This window comes from Plantactinospora solaniradicis, assembly GCF_042658085.1.
GTDB lineage: Bacteria > Actinomycetota > Actinomycetes > Mycobacteriales > Micromonosporaceae > Plantactinospora > Plantactinospora solaniradicis.
Genome location: NZ_JBHSPR010000018.1, coordinates 127,740 through 143,996 on the forward strand (window position 1 = coordinate 127,740; position 16,257 = coordinate 143,996).

Annotated in this window: 16 protein-coding genes; 6 read left to right on the forward strand and 10 right to left on the reverse strand. The window is 72.1% G+C overall.

Annotation, left to right across the window (positions count from 1 at the left end; genetic code table 11):
• Nucleotides 1–17 precede the first annotated feature (17 nt).
• The 4 genes from ACFP2T_RS22305 to ACFP2T_RS22320 form a co-directional block, all read right to left on the reverse strand.
• Nucleotides 18–914 carry an endonuclease/exonuclease/phosphatase family protein gene (locus tag ACFP2T_RS22305; RefSeq protein WP_377425184.1) on the reverse strand — a complete coding sequence of 299 codons (897 nt, stop codon included), beginning with the start codon at nt 912–914 and terminating at the stop codon, nt 18–20.
• 158 nt (nt 915–1,072) lie between these two features.
• Nucleotides 1,073–1,678, reverse strand: coding sequence for a hypothetical protein (locus ACFP2T_RS22310; RefSeq protein ID WP_377424690.1), 606 nt, complete (start codon nt 1,676–1,678; stop codon nt 1,073–1,075).
• Between the two features lie 244 nt (nt 1,679–1,922).
• Entirely contained in the window at nt 1,923–3,212 is a 1,290-nt protein-coding gene (gene purD, locus ACFP2T_RS22315; RefSeq protein WP_377424691.1) for a phosphoribosylamine--glycine ligase, read from the reverse strand.
• A 58-nt stretch (nt 3,213–3,270) separates the two neighbouring features.
• Nucleotides 3,271–4,569 carry an adenylosuccinate synthase gene (locus ACFP2T_RS22320; RefSeq protein WP_377424692.1) on the reverse strand — a complete coding sequence of 433 codons (1,299 nt, stop codon included), beginning with the start codon at nt 4,567–4,569 and terminating at the stop codon, nt 3,271–3,273.
• Nucleotides 4,570–4,696: 127 nt separating this feature from the next.
• Here ACFP2T_RS22320 and ACFP2T_RS22325 point away from each other — a divergent pair, with 127 nt between their 5' ends.
• Nucleotides 4,697–5,698, forward strand: a complete 1,002-nt coding sequence (locus ACFP2T_RS22325; protein WP_377424693.1) for a diacylglycerol kinase family protein — start codon at nt 4,697–4,699, stop codon at nt 5,696–5,698.
• 133 nt (nt 5,699–5,831) lie between these two features.
• Here ACFP2T_RS22325 and ACFP2T_RS22330 read toward each other — a convergent pair whose 3' ends face one another.
• Nucleotides 5,832–6,857, reverse strand: a complete 1,026-nt coding sequence (locus ACFP2T_RS22330) for a hypothetical protein (protein WP_377424694.1) — start codon at nt 6,855–6,857, stop codon at nt 5,832–5,834.
• A gap of 52 nt (nt 6,858–6,909) precedes the next feature.
• Between ACFP2T_RS22330 and ACFP2T_RS22335 the strand changes: the two genes are divergently transcribed.
• Complete coding sequence (locus tag ACFP2T_RS22335; protein ID WP_377424695.1) at nt 6,910–8,535, forward strand: MinD/ParA family ATP-binding protein; 1,626 nt, start codon at nt 6,910–6,912, stop codon at nt 8,533–8,535.
• Nucleotides 8,536–8,550: 15 nt separating this feature from the next.
• Here the strand turns inward: ACFP2T_RS22335 and ACFP2T_RS22340 are convergent, their stop codons facing one another.
• Complete coding sequence (locus ACFP2T_RS22340; RefSeq protein WP_377424696.1) at nt 8,551–9,486, reverse strand: GNAT family N-acetyltransferase; 936 nt, start codon at nt 9,484–9,486, stop codon at nt 8,551–8,553.
• 109 nt (nt 9,487–9,595) lie between these two features.
• On the opposite strand from ACFP2T_RS22340, the gene ACFP2T_RS22345 reads away from it, so the two are divergent.
• Nucleotides 9,596–10,198, forward strand: coding sequence for a CGNR zinc finger domain-containing protein (locus ACFP2T_RS22345; protein ID WP_377424697.1), 603 nt, complete (start codon nt 9,596–9,598; stop codon nt 10,196–10,198).
• A gap of 77 nt (nt 10,199–10,275) precedes the next feature.
• Nucleotides 10,276–10,722 carry an NUDIX hydrolase gene (locus tag ACFP2T_RS22350; protein WP_377424698.1) on the forward strand — a complete coding sequence of 149 codons (447 nt, stop codon included), beginning with the start codon at nt 10,276–10,278 and terminating at the stop codon, nt 10,720–10,722.
• Between the two features lie 44 nt (nt 10,723–10,766).
• On the opposite strand, the gene ACFP2T_RS22355 is transcribed toward ACFP2T_RS22350, so the two are convergent.
• Complete coding sequence (locus tag ACFP2T_RS22355; RefSeq protein WP_377424699.1) at nt 10,767–11,195, reverse strand: DUF3151 domain-containing protein; 429 nt, start codon at nt 11,193–11,195, stop codon at nt 10,767–10,769.
• A gap of 263 nt (nt 11,196–11,458) precedes the next feature.
• Between ACFP2T_RS22355 and ACFP2T_RS22360 the strand changes: the two genes are divergently transcribed.
• Nucleotides 11,459–12,685 (forward strand): LOG family protein, encoded by a 1,227-nt coding sequence (locus tag ACFP2T_RS22360; RefSeq protein WP_377424700.1) that lies wholly within the window; start codon nt 11,459–11,461, stop codon nt 12,683–12,685.
• Nucleotides 12,686–12,743: 58 nt separating this feature from the next.
• Here the strand turns inward: ACFP2T_RS22360 and fbaA are convergent, their stop codons facing one another.
• Nucleotides 12,744–13,769, reverse strand: coding sequence for a class II fructose-bisphosphate aldolase (gene fbaA, locus ACFP2T_RS22365; RefSeq protein WP_377424701.1), 1,026 nt, complete (start codon nt 13,767–13,769; stop codon nt 12,744–12,746).
• 129 nt (nt 13,770–13,898) lie between these two features.
• Nucleotides 13,899–14,279: a phage holin family protein gene (locus tag ACFP2T_RS22370; RefSeq protein ID WP_377424702.1), complete on the reverse strand. Its 381-nt coding sequence runs from the start codon at nt 14,277–14,279 to the stop codon at nt 13,899–13,901.
• A 136-nt stretch (nt 14,280–14,415) separates the two neighbouring features.
• Here ACFP2T_RS22370 and ACFP2T_RS22375 point away from each other — a divergent pair, with 136 nt between their 5' ends.
• Nucleotides 14,416–14,628 (forward strand): hypothetical protein, encoded by a 213-nt coding sequence (locus ACFP2T_RS22375; protein ID WP_377424703.1) that lies wholly within the window; start codon nt 14,416–14,418, stop codon nt 14,626–14,628.
• Here ACFP2T_RS22375 and ACFP2T_RS22380 read toward each other — a convergent pair.
• Nucleotides 14,619–16,193 (reverse strand): glycosyltransferase family 4 protein, encoded by a 1,575-nt coding sequence (locus tag ACFP2T_RS22380; RefSeq protein WP_377425186.1) that lies wholly within the window; start codon nt 16,191–16,193, stop codon nt 14,619–14,621. The genes ACFP2T_RS22375 and ACFP2T_RS22380 overlap by 10 nt on opposite strands.
• Nucleotides 16,194–16,257 lie beyond the last annotated feature (64 nt).

Here is a 16,257-nt window from a genome sequence, read left to right on the forward strand (position 1 = left end):
GACCGGAGCGGACCGGGTCAGGTGGTGACGGCGACGGTCACCGTGCCGATCAGGATCCGGTGGTCGGAGCAGGGCCCGCCGCAGGTGGTGGCGATGGACAACGAGTCACCGGTGTAACCGCCCACGATCCGGTCCTGGTGTACGAAGACCAGGTCGATCTTCTTGCCCTGGCCGTTCGGTCCCGTCGTGTCGCCGTCGGCCACCGTCGTCTCGCCGTACCCCGGGCTGGCCGGGTCGGTGTCGTCGAGTTCGCGGTAGGAACCGGTGTTGCCGGGGTTGAGCGGGACGTTCAGGTTCCGCGAGTACCAGGGGTTCATCCGCCCGTAGTCGGGCTGGGCGTTGAAGTCACCGGCGATGATCACGGTGTCGCCGGCGGCGTGGAAGCTGTCCAGCCGGGAGAGCACCTCACCGAGCTGGCGTTCGTTGATCTTCTCTGTCCCGATCACCTCGTTCGACGGGGTGATGTGGGTGGTGCAGAACCGCAGCCAGGGCCGGGCCTCCAGTGGCGCGCAGAGCAGCTTGCGCCGCTCCGAACTACCGTCGGCGGCCAACGCGTACCGGTTCGCCGGACCCAGCGGCGCCTTGCTGAAGATCGCCAGCCCGTACGGCTCGCCGCCACAGCCGGTGTCGTTGTGCGGCTCGAAGCGGGAGAAGTTCTCCACGTCCTGAGCCCAGCCGGAGCCGCGCAGGTTGGCCTGCACCGCCTTGTACTGACTCCAGCACAACTCGTTGAGGGCGGCGAAATGGGCGCTCCGGTTGCGGATCGAATTGCTCAGCGCGGTGACCAGTCCGTTGCCGGTGGCGCCGCGGTGCATGGCCCAACCGGCGACGTTCCAGGTCCAGACGTGGTAGGTGGTGTTGACCACGGCCGCCCCGGCCGGGGTGGCGACCGGTACTACCGCCGCCGTCACCATGGTCAACACCGTCACCGCAAGAGTTCCGAGCCGTCGTCGAACCCGCATCGCCACGCCTCCCGATGATCGGACCTTCGATGACCGGGAGAATAACGTCCTGCGCCGGGCCCGTCAGTACAGATCGGACGGTCCACCGGTGAGCCGGAGCCCGCCGTCGATCAGAGTTCGCCGATCTCGTAGACCACGGCCGAGCCGGTCAACGTCTTCGACCGCACCTCGCCACCGCCGACCGTACGCAGCTGGTAGGTGTGCGTCACCGTGTCGCCGGGCGGGCCGGCACACGGGAAGTCGATCGTCGCGCTGCCGTGGGCCGGATAGCTGTCGTACACCCCGGGGCCGTCGACGGAGAGGGTGACCTTGTCCGTGCCGGTCACCTTCCACTCGAGGATGATCGGTACGCCCGGGATCGGGTTGATGTTGGTGCCCTGCGCGCACTTCGGCTTCTGGCTGATCCGGAACGAGACGATGGTCGGGCCGCTCGGCTTCGGGTCCTTCGTACCCTCGGAGTTTCCGCCACCGCCGGTCTTGCCGCCGCCGGTATGGCCGCTTCCGCTCTGGCCGCCACCGCCGGCCGGGCTCGCGCTCGACTCCGGCTGACCGGTCGGTCCGCCGGGCGGCGCGCTGTCCAGACCCTCGTCACCGGGAGCCGGCGTCGAGGTGGCCGGGCGACTCCCGCCGGTCTGGATCGTCACGCAACCGGTCGACCCCACCGTCATCGCCGCACCGAGGACGACCAGGGCCGCCCGAGTCAGGTACCTGTGCATGTCGCTCCTCCACCGCCGGGAACCCCGGCCCTCGGCCGGGGTGATCCTTACGGTAGGAACGCGGCGTGATCGACGAATCACGGTTTCGTGCCAGCCGGAGCAGGTTGGTCACGGGTACCGGTCCGCCGGCCGTCCAGATCGGACGGTTTGGAGTGGATCGGAGCGGAGCGGATCGGAGTGGATCGGCGCGGATCGGCGCGGGACGGGCCCGTTCGCCGCGCCGAGAGACCGGGCAGGCTCGGGTTCAGCCGTCGGTCGGTGCGACCCGCTGCGGTGCGTCGAGCCGGTCCGCCGCGGCGAGCGCCGCGATGTCGCGCCGGTACTGCGCACCGTCCAGGCCGACCCCGGCGACCAGGGCGTACGCGGCCTCCCGGGCCGTGGACAGGTCGGCGCCGAGACCCGTACCCGAGAGCACCCGCCCACCGGCGGAGACCAGCGTGCCGTCGGCGGCCCGGCGCGCGGTCCCGGCGTGGATGATCCCGGCCCGCTCCGCGCCGGTGATCACGTCCCCGCTGCGGGCCGTGCCCGGATAGCCGGCCGACGCGACCACCACGGTGACCGCCGCACCGGACCGCCAGCGCAGCGGCGGGTGCCCGGCCAGCGTCCCGGTCGCGGCCGCGTGCAGCAGGCCGGCGAGCGGCGTCTCCAGCAGCGCGAGTACGACCTGCGTCTCCGGGTCGCCGAACCGCGCGTTGAACTCGATCACCCGTGGGCCCTGCCGGGTGATGGCGAGACCGACGTAGAGGAGGCCGCTGAACGGGGCACCGCGGCCACGCAGCTCCGCGAGGGTGGGATGGACCACCGTCGCCATGACCTCGTCGACCGTGCCCTCGGGCAGCCACGACAGCGGCGCGTACGCCCCCATGCCGCCGGTGTTCGGGCCGGTGTCGCCGTCGCCGATCCGCTTGAAGTCCTGGGCCGGCAGCAGCGGCAACGCGGTCTCTCCGTCGGTGACCACGAAGAGCGAGACCTCGGGTCCCGCCAGGTACTCCTCGACGACGACCCGATCGCACGACGCGGCGTGGTCCAGTGCCGCCGACCGGTCGTCGGTGACCACCACACCCTTGCCGGCGGCAAGTCCGTCGTCCTTGACCACGTACGGGGCACCGAACTCGTCGAGCGCCTGCGCCACCAGGGCGGCCCCGACCCCGCTGCCGGGGTTGACGACCGCTCGGGCCCGGGCGGTCGGTACGCCGGCCGCGTTCATCACGTCCTTGGCGAACGCCTTCGAGCCCTCGATCCGGGCCGCTGCTCCGGACGGGCCGAAGCAGACGATCCCCTTGGCCCGTACCGCGTCGGCGACCCCGGCGACCAGGGGTGCCTCCGGACCGACGACGACCAGGTCGGCCTGGACCTCGACGGCGAGCGCCGCGACCGCCGCCGGATCGGTGATCTCCACCGGGCGTAGCTCGGCGACCGCCGCGATGCCCGGGTTCCCCGGTGCGGCGATCAGATGGTCGACGGCCGGATCGGCGGCGAGCCCGAGCGCGAGCGCATGCTCCCGCCCGCCGCCACCGAGAAGTAGTACGCGCACAACCACCGATCCTACGGGTTGGCCGGCATCCGGCGACCGGCTGGCCGGGGTCCTCGCCCTACGGCCGGGCGGGGATCAGTTCGTGCCGGACGATATTCTCCTCACGGCCGGGCCCGACACCGACCACGCTGATCCGGCACCGGCACAGCTCCTCGAGCCGGGCGAGATAGCGGCGGGCGTTCTCCGGCAGTTCCGCCTCGGAGCGCGCCTTGGAGATGTCCTCCCACCAGCCGTCGAACTCCTCGTAGATCGGCACCGCGTGGTGGATCGCGGTCTGCGTCATCGGCATGTCGTCGAACCGCTCGCCGTCGATCTCGTAGCCGACGCAGATCCGTACCTTGTCCAGTCCGGAGAGCACGTCGAGCTTCGTGACCACCAGGTCGGTGATGCCGTTGAGCCGGACCGCGTACCGGCCGATCACCGCGTCGAACCAGCCGCACCGGCGTTCCCGGCCGGTGGTGGTGCCGTACTCGGCGCCGATCTTGCGCAGGTGGGCGCCGTTGTCGTCGAACAACTCGGTCGGGAACGGACCCGAACCGACCCGGGTGGTGTACGCCTTCGTCACGCCGATCACCTGGGTGATCGACATCGGCGGGATGCCGGCTCCGACGCAGGCACCGCCGACGGTCGGGTTGGACGAGGTCACGAAGGGGTAGGTGCCGTGGTCCATGTCCAGCATGGTCGCCTGGGCGCCTTCGAGCAGCACCGTCTCGCCACGGTCGAGCGCGTCCCAGAGGACCACCCGGGTCTCCGCGATGTAGGGCCGCAACCGCTCCGCGTAGCCGAGGTACTCCTCGGTCACCGCGTCGATGTCCAGCGCCTTGCGGTTGTAGACCTTGAACAGGATCTGGTTCTTCTCCCGGAGCGCCAGTTCGAGCTTCTTGCGCAGGATGCCCGGGTCGAGCAGGTCCTGCACCCGGATGCCCATCCGGGCGACCTTGTCGCCGTACGCCGGGCCGATTCCCCGGCCGGTGGTGCCGATCCGGGACGAGCCGAGATACCGCTCGACCACCCGGTCCAGGGCCCGGTGGTGCGGCATGATCAGGTGCGCGTCTCCGGAGATCCGCAGCCGGGAGACGTCGACGCCCCGTTCGGCCAGACCGTCGATCTCCGAGATCAGGACCTTGGGGTCGACCACCACGCCGTTTCCGATCACGATCATCGCAGTCGGAGACAGCGCACCCGACGGCATCAGGTGCAGCGCGTACTTCTGTCCGTCCGGGGTGACCACCGTGTGCCCGGCGTTGTTACCACCCGAGTACCGGACGACGTAGTCGACCCGGTCGCCCAGCAGGTCGGTAACCTTGCCTTTGCCCTCGTCGCCCCACTGCGCCCCGATGAGCACGATCGCCGGCATCTTTAAACCCGCCTCCAGGGGGCTCGGGTGCCAGGTGGCGACCGCGTGGCGAGCCCGAGGTGTCAGGCTAACAAAAAGTGACGACCCGGCCCGCAGAGGCCGGGCTGGCGGCAGGAGGCGACTCCCGGTGTACGACGTGGTACTGCTCACCCTCGACTCGGGTGAGGACGGCTCGGCGGGCTGCGGCTCGGGCGGCGACTGCTGCTCCTCCGGCCCGGCCGCCAGTCGGGCCGACTGTGCGGACACCCCACGCGTACCGGTGCTGGCCTGTGCGGACGCTCTCACGGCCCGGGGTGCCCGGGTCGAGCCGGTGACCGCCCGCTCCGATGCCGAGATCGACGCGGTACTGGCCCGGCTGGACGGCCCACCCCGGCCGGACGGTCTCGACTGGCCCGATCCGGATAGTAAGACGCGGCTCGTGATCGCTACTGCGAGTGACGGCCAGTTGCGCGCAGTAATGCGTCGCATGGTCCGCCGGTACGCCCCGCCGCCCAGCCGCCGCCCGGCGGACCTCGCCGGCAATCGCACGGTTCCCGACCTGCCGCCGATCGGCCTGCTGCCGCTCGATCCGGCCAGGTCGGGAACGGCAGCCCCGGAGACGTTCCGCGACCTGGTCGGGCAACTCCGGCTGCCCCGAGACCCCGCCGGGGTCGCGGCGGCGGTGTTGGACGGCCGGGTTCGCCGCCTCGACCTGCTCCGCAACGACGGTGGTTCGGTCACCCTGGACGGCGCGCTGCTCGGCGCCGCCAACGATGCCGGCCAGCCGTTGGCCTGGCGTGGGCGGGTCGAGGTCGACGACGCCGTGCTGTCGAGTGGTGACGATCCGCTGTTCGCCTGTGCGATCGGCAACGCGGGCGGCTATGCCGAACTGTCCGGGCTGGAACTGCTGTCGACGGCGGACCCGACCGACGGCGTGGTCGAGGTCGCCGTGGCCGTTCCGGTCGTGACCCGGTCCCGCTGGGGCCGCCAACGGGTACGCCTGGAGGTGCGTCGGGCCCGGGGTCGCGCCGTCGCCGTCACCCCTCGGGACCCGGACGTTCCGTTCCTGGACGACGGCGTCTCCGGCACGCTGAACCGGAAGCGGTCCTGGTGGACCGAGCCGGGGGCGTGGGCAGTGTACGACCACTGATCTCTTGTGGAAGGCTGTAGGTGGGGACCTCCGTGCCCGGCCGAAGGCCGATCGGCGGGCATATCCTCGGTAGCGGGAGGGGAGGTAGGTAGGCCGTGGTGGACAATCATGGAAACCGGGTGTACGTGCCGGGTCAGGTGCCGGCGGCGCCGCGTGCGGAAGAGCCGCTGTGGCCACCGGACGAGATCGTCGCCGAGCCGCGCGAGGACTCCGGGCCCATCTCCGGCTGGGCACCGCCCCCACCGCCGCTGCCGGACGCCACCCCGCCCCCGCCCGACCCGCTGGCGGGAGTCCCGCAGCCCGTCTCGAACCCGCCGTTCCACCCGACCACACCGCCCGCGGTACCGGCACCTCCCGGCCCCGTGTCGCCGGTACAGGCCATTCCGCCCGCCTTCGGCCCTCCGCCCGGTCCCGCCGTTCCGCACGTCCCCGCCGTCGGCCAGCCGGTACCCGTTCCGCCGGTGACCGCCGTCCCGCTCCAGCCGCCGCCGGCTCCGCCCGTGCCGGGTCCGCACTCCGGCGTGCCGAACACCGGGCCAGCGAGCTCGGCCGCACCGGCCCCCAACCGCGCCTGGCCCGCCACCGGTGGGACCTCCAGCCGGGGTCGCGCCACGGTGAGCACCGGCGACATCCGCCGTCCCGACACGACAGGGCGTTCGGAGAACACCGGGTCGACGGACGCGATCGGCCGGGCCCGGCCGGAGTCACCGGACCGGCCGGCGAACGGCACCGAGCAGCGCCCCGGGCCGACCGAGCCGCGACCCTCCGGCAAGGCGTCGGTGGAACCGCGCCCGTCCGGAAAGGCCTCCGTCAGCCCGACCACCGGCAAGGCGTCCGTCGAGCCACGGCCCTCCGGAAAGGCGTCCGTCAGCCCGACCACCGGGACGGCCTCCGTCAGCCCGATCATCGGCGGGACGCCGACGGACCCGGCCACGGGTTCCGCGAGCCCGACCACAGGTTCCGCCGGCCCGACCACAGGTTCCGCCGGCCCGACCACGGGTGAGGCGGCCGCCAGACCCACCACCGGCGAGGCGTCCGCGAGCCCGACCGCCAGCGGAGCGTCCGCCACCCCGACCACGGGTGAGGCCGCGGCCAGCCGGAGCACCGGCGGAGCGACGGTCAGCCCGAACGCCGACGGGACGCCGGTCGCCGAGCCCACCCGCGACTCCGGACGAGCCGACGTCGGGACCGGCATTGGCAGCGGAGCCGAGTTGCGGGAGTCCGTCCAGCCCGACGGCGGCGCGACCGAGACCGGCGCGGCCCCGCCCGAGGACGGCGCCGCCGCCCAGAGCAGTCGACCGGCCGAGCCGCCGGCGCGGGGTCGGGCGACGCTGCCGGCCAGCAGTCGCAGCCAGCCGGACGGCGGCTCGACGCCCCGCCCGGCCACCGAGTCGCCGTGGGCACAACCGCCGCAGCGACCGGCCACTCCCCAGCCGACCACCGGAGCGGAACCCACGACGGGATCGGCCCCGCCGGTCGTCGGCCCGTACCCGCCCACGCTTGCCCCGGGTCCCTACCCGGCGGCACATCCGGTGTCGGCGTACCCGGCGGTGCCGGGGCCACCGGTCCATCCGCCGGCTCCCCCGCTTCCGCCCCAGCACATCCCGCCGCCCCCGGTGGCCTACCCGCCGCCGACCGCGACCAACTATCCGGCCACCTCCGGCTACCCGGCCACCCAGGGGTATCCGGCCTATCCGCCGCCGGTACCGGGCCCGCCGTCGACGGCGGGGCACCAGTCCGGCTGGGCACCGCAACCGCCGCCCGGACACGAACCGCCGCCCGTTCCCCCGCACCCCGGGGTCACCGAGGTGCCGCAGCAGCCGTACCCGGAGGCGCCCGGCGTGCAGCGGGTGCCGAACCAGGCGTCCCAGAGCTACCCGGATCCGCTCTGGACGCCGGACTCGGGGACACCGACGGCGGAGGACTTCGCCCGCCGCCGGGCGGTCCGCCCGGCCGACCCCGTCGCCCAGATGGGCGTACGGGCCGCGGTCAACAAGACCACCCTGGGGCTGGTCAAGCTCGCGCCCGGTCGGCAGGAGCAGGAGTTCAAGCAGGACATCGAGATGATCCGCCGGAACTTCGGCGGGCTTCGACAGGTGACGGTGGTCAACCCGAAGGGCGGCGCCGGGAAGACGGTGGCGATCCTGCTGCTGGCGATGACCTTCGGGCAGAAGCGCGGCGGCTACGTGCTCGCCTGGGACAACAACGAGACCCAGGGCACTCTCGGGATGCGGGCCCAGCAGGACTTCCACTCCCGGACGGTCCGGGACATGCTGCGCGACCTGTACCAGTTCCGGGGCGCGCAGGGCAGGGTCGGCGACCTGTCGCAGTACGTGCGTTCGCAGAGCGAGGGCATGTTCGACGTACTCGCCTCGGACGAGTCGGCGACCGGCGGCGAGATGCTGACCGCCGCCGCGTTCGCGGAGATCCGTGAGGTGGTCAGCCGGTTCTACAAGTTGATCTTCGTGGACACCGGCAACAACGTCCGGGCCCAGAACTGGCAGGCGGCGATCGACGCCACCGACCAGCTCGTGGTGACCATGTCCGCGCGTAACGACTCCGCCGAGACGGCCGCCCGGATGCTGGACCACCTGGAGCAGAGCGGCCGGCAGCGGCTCGTCCGGCAGGCGGTGACGGTGGTCTCCATGCCGCCGTCACGCAAGGAGATCGACCTGCCGGCGATCGAGCGGCACTTCGCGGCCCGGACCAGGGCGGTGCTGCTGGCCCCGTACGAGCGGTTGATCGACACCGGCGAGCCGATCCGGTACGCGCAGCTCTCGTCCGCGACCCGGGACGCCTGGTTGAAAATCGCCGCCTCGGTGGCGGAAGGACTGTAGGGCGACCTCGCCGGGTCAGAGCGACCGGGCGAATTCGAGCCGGTCCGCGAAGTTGTCGTAGCCGGCGCGCTGGAAGCCCTTGTACATCGCGATGTTCTCCACGTCGCAGTCGCCACGGATCTCGGTGGCACCGTTCTCGACGAGGATCCTGGTCCCGCGTGCCACGACCGACCGGCTGTAGCCCCTGCCCCGGTGGTCGGGAGCGACGCCGACGAAGCCGATCACCGGAAAGCTGGGGTTGCTGGCCGGCAGGCTGACCACGGCCGGAGACCCGTCGGCGTCGTACCCGATCTCCCACCACTGCGGCTCGTGGTCGAGTTCCGCGGTCTCCTCGAACAGCAGCTCGGCCGCCCTGCGCGGACCGTGCGCCCGGACGTCGGCGCCGAGCCGCGCGTCGGCGGTGTCCGCGAGCAGGGCCTCCAGCAGGTCGACGAAGGGATCGGGGCCCAGTTCGGCGAGGGACCGGAAGTGCAACCTCGGGTCCTGCGCGGGCAGCTCGGCGCCGGCCAGCCATCGGAAGCGCCGGCCGTCACGGGCGACGGCGAACCCCGACCGGCTCAGCAGGTCGATCCGGCGCTCGCGGTCGCGCTGGAACTGCGGCGCCTGGGCCGGCGAGTCGATGGCGTGGCCCAACCTGGTGGCCCCGTGCGCGCGGGCCACGGTGGCCGCCTCGGTGAGCAGCCCGAGCCCGGTGGCCAGTTCGGGGTCGCCCCAGGGAGCCTCCAGGAGTACGACGTCGGTGGGCGCCTCGCCGCCGGGCAGGCTCCACAGCACGACGCTGCCGACCAGCCGGTCGCCGTCCTGCGCCACCAGACACCACTGCGGCCGGGTGCAGCCCTTGCCGAGCAGGTCGGTCAGGTACGCGCGGGTGGCGTCGTTCCGCTCAGCGTCGTCGGGGTACTGGACCAGGGCCGGAATCTCGTCGGGATGGGCGGTACGGATCGTCGTCACCGGAGCAGTCCTTCGCACTTGAGATACCGTCTAAGTGTTTTCACTGGCATCGCGATGCAGCAGTAGATCACGGTACGGCGATACCGGTCAACTGGTTATGCTGGTCTCCATGACCACCGAGGGTGCCGACGCCCGCCGCCCCGCACCGGGCCGGCTCCGCCTCGTGCAGGACTTCTGCAACAGCGTGGACTTCGAGGGCGGCTGGGACGATCTCGCCGAGGTCGACAGCCTCGTGAACTGGCTGAACGCCAACGGCCATCCGACGGACGTACGCGAAACGGGCGCCGCCGAGGTCCACCGCGCGCTGCGGTTCCGGGAGGCGCTCCGGGATCTGCTGAGCGTTCCGGCGATACCCGGTCAGCCCGGTCCCGCGGCGGCGGAGCCGAACGCCGACCGCCCGGCCCGGGGCCGGATCGTGCTCGCCGAAGCAGCCGCCGACCTGCCGCTCACGGTCGTGGTCGGCGAGACGATCACCCTCGCCCCGACCCGGACCGGGCTTTCCGGGACGCTCGCGGCGATCCTGGCGGCGCTGGCCCTCGGCGACGCCGACGGCACGCTGTCCCGGCTGAAGGTCTGTCAGGCCGACAGTTGCCGGTGGGTCTTCTACGACCAGTCCCGCAACGGGTCCAGCCGCTGGTGCACGATGCGGCTGTGCGGGGCCCGGAACAAGAACCGCAGCTATCGGCGACGGCTGCGCGAGGCCACCGACTGAATTCCACCGACGCACGCCGGCCGGATCGGTCGGCGGGTCGATCGGTTCCCGTCGACCGCCCCGGTTAGTCTCGGCGGATGTCGCCCCCGACCCACCCGGTCGACGTCATGCTCCTGCTGTTGCACGGGGACCGGGTGCTGCTCGCGCTCCGGGACGGCACCGGCTACGCGGACGGTCAGTGGAATCTGCCCAGCGGCAAGCTCGAGGCCGGCGAGGACGCGCGCACCGCCGTCATCCGGGAAACCCGCGAGGAGATCGGGCTGCACCTCGACCCGGCGGAACTGCGGTTGGCCACGACGGTGCACCACCGCAGCCCGGCCGGACAGGGACGGATCGCCCTCGTCTTCGCCGCCAGCTACGATCCGCACCGGCACGGCGAGCCAGTGAACGCCGAGCCGGACAAATGCGCCGAGATCAGGTGGACCCCGGCCCATCTGCTGCCCAGCAACACCTTTCCCTACAGCAGTGCCGCAGTGGCCGCACACCGTGCCGGCGATGCCTTCCGGCTCGACGGCTGGCCCTAGGCAAGGCCGCCAGGCACCGCCGCACTGGACCTCGGGTGGTCGGGTCAGGTGCTGGAGAGGGCGTCACCGGCCGCCGGGTCACAGTCCCGGAGGAACTGGGCACACCGGGCCGCCTCGTCGGACTCGCCGATCTCGCCGGCCGCCCGGGACAGCACGTGCAGGCAGCGCAGGAAACCCTGGTTGGGGCCGTGTGACCAGGGCACCGGACCGTGTCCCTTCCAGCCGCTGCGGCGCAACTGGTCCAGACCCCGGTGGTAGCCGGTCCGGGCGTACGCGTACGCGGCGACGACCTGGCCGGAGGCCATGGCCCGCGCGCCCAGAGCCGCCCAGGCCGCGCTGAAGGTCGGGTGCTGCGCGGCGACCGAGGCGTACGCCTCGTCGGTGTCGGCCTCCCGCGCGGCGGCGAGTGCCGCCTCGGCTTCGTCGTCCCCGGGTAGGAGCGTTGCCGGCGGTTCGGGCAAGAGGTTCTGCATCGGACCATTCAACCCGGCCCGGCCAGGGCCTGACGAGCGGGGTGCGTCACACATGATGGCTGAACGGCTGAGTCGATCGTCACGCGTGCGGCCGGTGCGGTTCACCCCCGACTGGACTACAAATATAGGTCCGGAGCCTCCCCAGGACCCGGTAACAGAGAGCCCGGCGACCCTGGTCGTCGGGCTCTCGCCGGTTTCGTCCCTCCCCGGGCGCCCCGGAGCCCGGCGCTCGGCCGGTTGCCCGCCCGGAGCAAGATGGCAGGGTGCCCACTCCGCCCCCCGCTGACATCCTCGAACCGCACGACGACACCGCCGACGAGATCGAGTCGCGTGCGGAACTCGACTTCCATCTCCGGGCCGGCAGCCTCGCCGGGCTGACCGTGCAGGGGCTCCGTCTGGATCTCGATCCGGTTCCGGACCTGGCAGGCGTCGACCTGACCGCGACCCTCTTCGTGGGCTGCCGGTTCGCGTCCCGGGAGATCGAGGCCGAGCTGGTACGCCGTGGCGCGCACGTCGTACCGGCGTTCACCGCCCTGCCGTACCCGACCCATCCGCCCCGGCTCTACACCCCCGACGACCTGGCCGCCGGCTTCGCGTCGGACGGTTTCGCCGGGATGTACGACGCCGTGGTCTACGAGCACTTCCGGCTGCACGGCGGCGCGCTGCCGGAGGTACGGGAGGCACTGGCCCAGCGGCTGCACGACCACGCCATCGACAACGCCCTGGCCGACGCCACCCGCTCCTGGCTGGCCCGGCACGGGCCCGGCTCGATGGTCGGGGTGATGGGTGGGCACGCCGTGCCGCGGGGCACCGCGGCGTACCGGCTGGCCGCGACCCTGGGCTGGGAACTCGCCCGGGCCGGTCGGCTCGTGGTGACCGGCGGCGGGCCGGGGGTGATGGAGGCGGCGAATCTCGGCGCCTACCTGTCCGAACGCTCCCCGGCCGAGCTGAGCGCGGCGATCGACCTCCTCGCCACCGCCCCGGACTTCAGCGACCACGACCCGTACACCGCCGCCGCGCTCGGAGTCCGGGCCCGGTTCGAACCCGCCGTCCCCCGCGCCCGGACCGGGGGCGGTGCCATGGACACCGACCCGCACGCCTGGGCCCGGCGCGGCGGGCTGGCCATCCCCACCTGGCTGTACGGGCACGAGCCGGCGAACCTGTTCGCGGGCCGGATCGCGAAGTACTTCTCCAACGCGATCCGCGAGGACACCATCCTGCGACTGGCCCGGGGCGGGATCGTGTTCGCCGCCGGTCGGGCCGGCACCGTGCAGGAGGTGTTCCAGGCGGCGACCAAGACGTTCTACGGCACCGACGGCGCGAGCGGCCCGTACGTCTTCCTGGACAGCGCCTTCTGGACCCAGACCCTGCCGATCGAGGCGCTGCTGCATCCGCTGCTGACCCTGTCGCCGGCCGGTGACCTGTCCCGCCTCGTGCACATCACCGACGACGTGCACGAGGCCGTACGACTGCTCACCGCGACCCCGTAGCGCGGGGCCCGGGTACGACGACGGCGGATGGCCTGCTGGCCATCCGCCGTCCGACGCCCTACTTGGCCAGCGTGGTACCGGTGGAACGGAGGTGCTCACACGCCTCCACCACCCGCTGGGCGAGCCCGCCCTCGGCCGCCTTGCCCCACACCCGCGGGTCGTACATCTTCTTGTTGCCGACCTCGCCGTCGACCTTCAGCACGCCGTCGTAGTTCCGGAACATGTGGTCCGCGACCGGGCGGCTGAACGCGTACTGGGTGTCGGTGTCGATGTTCATCTTCACCACGCCGTAGTCGAGCGCCTCGCGGATCTCCTCCAGCAGCGAGCCGGAGCCGCCGTGGAAGACCAGGCTCAGCGGCTTGTCCTTGCCGTACTTGGCGCCGACTGCCTGCTGGATCTCGTTGAGGATCTCCGGACGCAGCTTCACGTTGCCGGGCTTGTAGACGCCGTGCACGTTGCCGAAGGTCAGCGCCGCCATGTAGCGGCCCTTCTCGCCGAGGCCGAGCGCCTCGACCATCTGGAGGCCGTCCGAGACGGTGGTGTAGAGCTTGTCGTCGATCGCACCCTCGACGCCGTCCTCCTCACCGCCGACCACGCCGACCTCGATCTCCAGCACGATGTGCCCGGCGGCCGCCTCGTCGAGCAACTGGGAGGCGATCTCCAGGTTCTCCGCCACCGGTACGGCCGAGCCGTCCCACATGTGCGACTGGAAGAGCGGCTCCTCGCCGCGCGCCACCCGGTCCTTGGAGATGGCCATCAGCGGGCGGACGAAGCCGTCCAGCTTGTTCTTCGGGCAGTGGTCGGTGTGCAGCGCGACGTTGATGCTGTATTTCTTGGCCACCTCGCGGGCGAACGCCGCGAACGCGACCGCACCGGTGACCATGTCCTTGACGGTGGGGCCGGAGAGGTACTCGGCGCCGCCGGTGGAGACCTGGATGATGCCGTCGCTCTCCGCGTCGGCGAAGCCGCGCAGCGCCGCGTTCAGGGTCTGCGAGGAGGTCACGTTGATCGCGGGGTACGCGAACCGGCCCGCCTTGGCGCGGTCAAGCATCTCGGCGTAGACCTCGGGGGAGGCGATGGGCATGTCAAATGCTCCTTACTAACCGCTCTCGGCCTCGACGGCCGCTGTCTGATGTAGTGCGCCGGACCGCGTTGTCCTCCGCCGGAAGTATCCCGCAGCCCGGTCAGGGCGCCGCAACCCACCCGTCCAGGTTCAGCGCTCGGACCGGTCCGGTACGACGACGCCGATCAACCAGGTCACCACCGCCATCACGATGGCGCCCCAGAACGCCGGCCAGAAGCCGTCGATCTCGAACGGCAGGTCGAACTGGTCCGCGATCCAGTCCGTGAGCAGGAAGAGCAGCGCGTTGACGACCAGGGCGAACAGCCCGAGGGTGAGGACGTAGAACGCGCAGCCGACGACGCGGATGATCGGTTTCACGACCGCGTTGACGACGCCGAAGATCAACGCTACGACGAGCACCGTCAGCGCGTCGTCCAGGGCGGACCGGCCGGTCAGTTCGATTCCGGGCACCACCAGACTGGTGATCCACAGCGCCACCGCGCCGATCAGCAGCCTGATCAGGAAGCTCACCGTCCCATCCTGACATGGGGGTCAAACCCGGACGGGCGGTTTAGCCGGCTCAGGGAGGGGGCACGGTGCTCTCCGGTGCCGGCGGCGCGATCAGCCCGTACGGTGGTGAAAGCAGCACGGACCGGCAGGAGACGACATGGGACAGCCCGACGAGGACTTCGCTCCCGGCGATCACCTCACCCCGGACGAGCGCGACCCGGAGGTGTCGCCGGAGGACGCCGTGGAGCAGGCCACCGTCGCGGACCCGACGACCGAGGAGCAGTCGGACGTTCCGCGCGGCCTGGAGGTCAACGAGGCGGACGCGATCGAACAGGCCCAGGTGGTCGGCCCCGAGGACGACTACCGCTGATCTCCCCGCGTCGACCCGACCGAGGCTGACACCGGTACCCGTGCCGTTGGCGACGAACTCTCCGGCGGCTCGGCGGGGTCGGGCAGCAGGCGGCGGTAGACGCCGTCGAGGATCTCGGCCTGGGCCGCCCAGGTCCATCCGGCCAGCAGCCCCGGCCGGTCGTAGGCGGCCCGGTACCGCTCCCGGTCGGCCAGCACGGCCCGGACCGCGCGTACGTAGTCGGCGACGTCCTCGGCGCGGAACACCTCCCCCTGACCGGTCGACCGGACGGTGTCCGCCATGGTCCGTACGTCGCTCACCACCACCGGCAGCCGGGCGTGGGCGTACTCGAAGAACTTCGTGATCAGGGCGATCTCGTGGTTGGGCCAGTGGTGGATCGGGATCACCCCGATGTCGGCGGCGGCCAGGAACGGCACGACCTGCCAGTGTTCGACGTACGGCAGCACGTGCACCCGGTCGGTCAGGCCGAGCCGGCGGACGTGGGCGACGAGTTTCTCGACGTACCGCAGGGCGGGGTTGACCACCAGGGCGACGTGTACGCCGGGCAGCTCGGGCAGGGCGTCGACCATCGTGCGGAGCCCACGCGGCTCGGCGGCACTGCCGCTGTAGACCAGCAGGGGGACGTCGGGGCCCACCCCGCAGAGCTGACGCAGGTCCGGAACGGGCTGGTCCGGGCTCCCCGGACCGTGTTCGACGGCGGGGGCGTTGAGCACCACGGCCGGTGTCTCGGCGAGGTGGTGCTCGGCGCGCAGCAGCTCGGCGAGGGCGTCCGAGACGGTGATCACGGCATCGGCGTACGGGGCGTACTCGCGCTCGTGTGCCCGGTGCGCGGGCAGCCAGCGGATGTTCTGCTGCCACGGGCGGATTCCCGGCAGGAACTCGTGGGCGTCCCAGACAAGTTTGACGGGCCGCCCCGCGGCGCGGCCCCGGATCGCGGCCCGGGCACCCACCCCGAGCATCCGGAAGTCGTTCGCGTGGATCAGGTCCGGGGCGAGTTCGTCGAGCACCGGCCCGTACGCCAGCTCGTAGTCCCACAGCCCCGGTTCCAGCCGTCGCCAGGCGCCGTCGCCGTGCACCAGCTGCCAGAACCAGGTGTACGCCCGGTCCCACGGGTTGCGGTACCGGCGGGCGTGCTGGGCCCGGTTGTGCATCTTGGTCCGGACCCAGACCCAGTAACCGAGCAGCCTGGCCAGGACCAGTTGGATCCGTCGCCACCGCTCGGCCATCGGCCGACGCCGCCCGGACCGGGCTTCGAGATCGAGTAGGGCCCCCCGGACCCGCAGGTCCGCCTGCCAGGCCGCCACCTGCTGGGCCCGGTGCTCGGCTATTCCGGTGGGGGGATAGGCCAGCGGCCAGCGCAGCCAGGCGCGGCGGAACTGATGGCGTTTCCGGAACAGCGGCTCCGGCATGGGGAGCAGCCGGACCAGCGCCGAGCCGAGCCGCCAGCTCTGCGGCGCGTTGGTCGGCGACCGCCCCAGCAGGGTCACGTCCCAGCCCGCGTCGGCGGCCGAACGGGCCTGCTTCTGTACCCGGGAGTCCCCGTTCACGCCGTTGTCGACCAGCATGACGATCCGGCCCGGCCTGCGACGGGGTCGTCCGGCGTCGTCGTGCGTCATCGTTCGCGCCTCC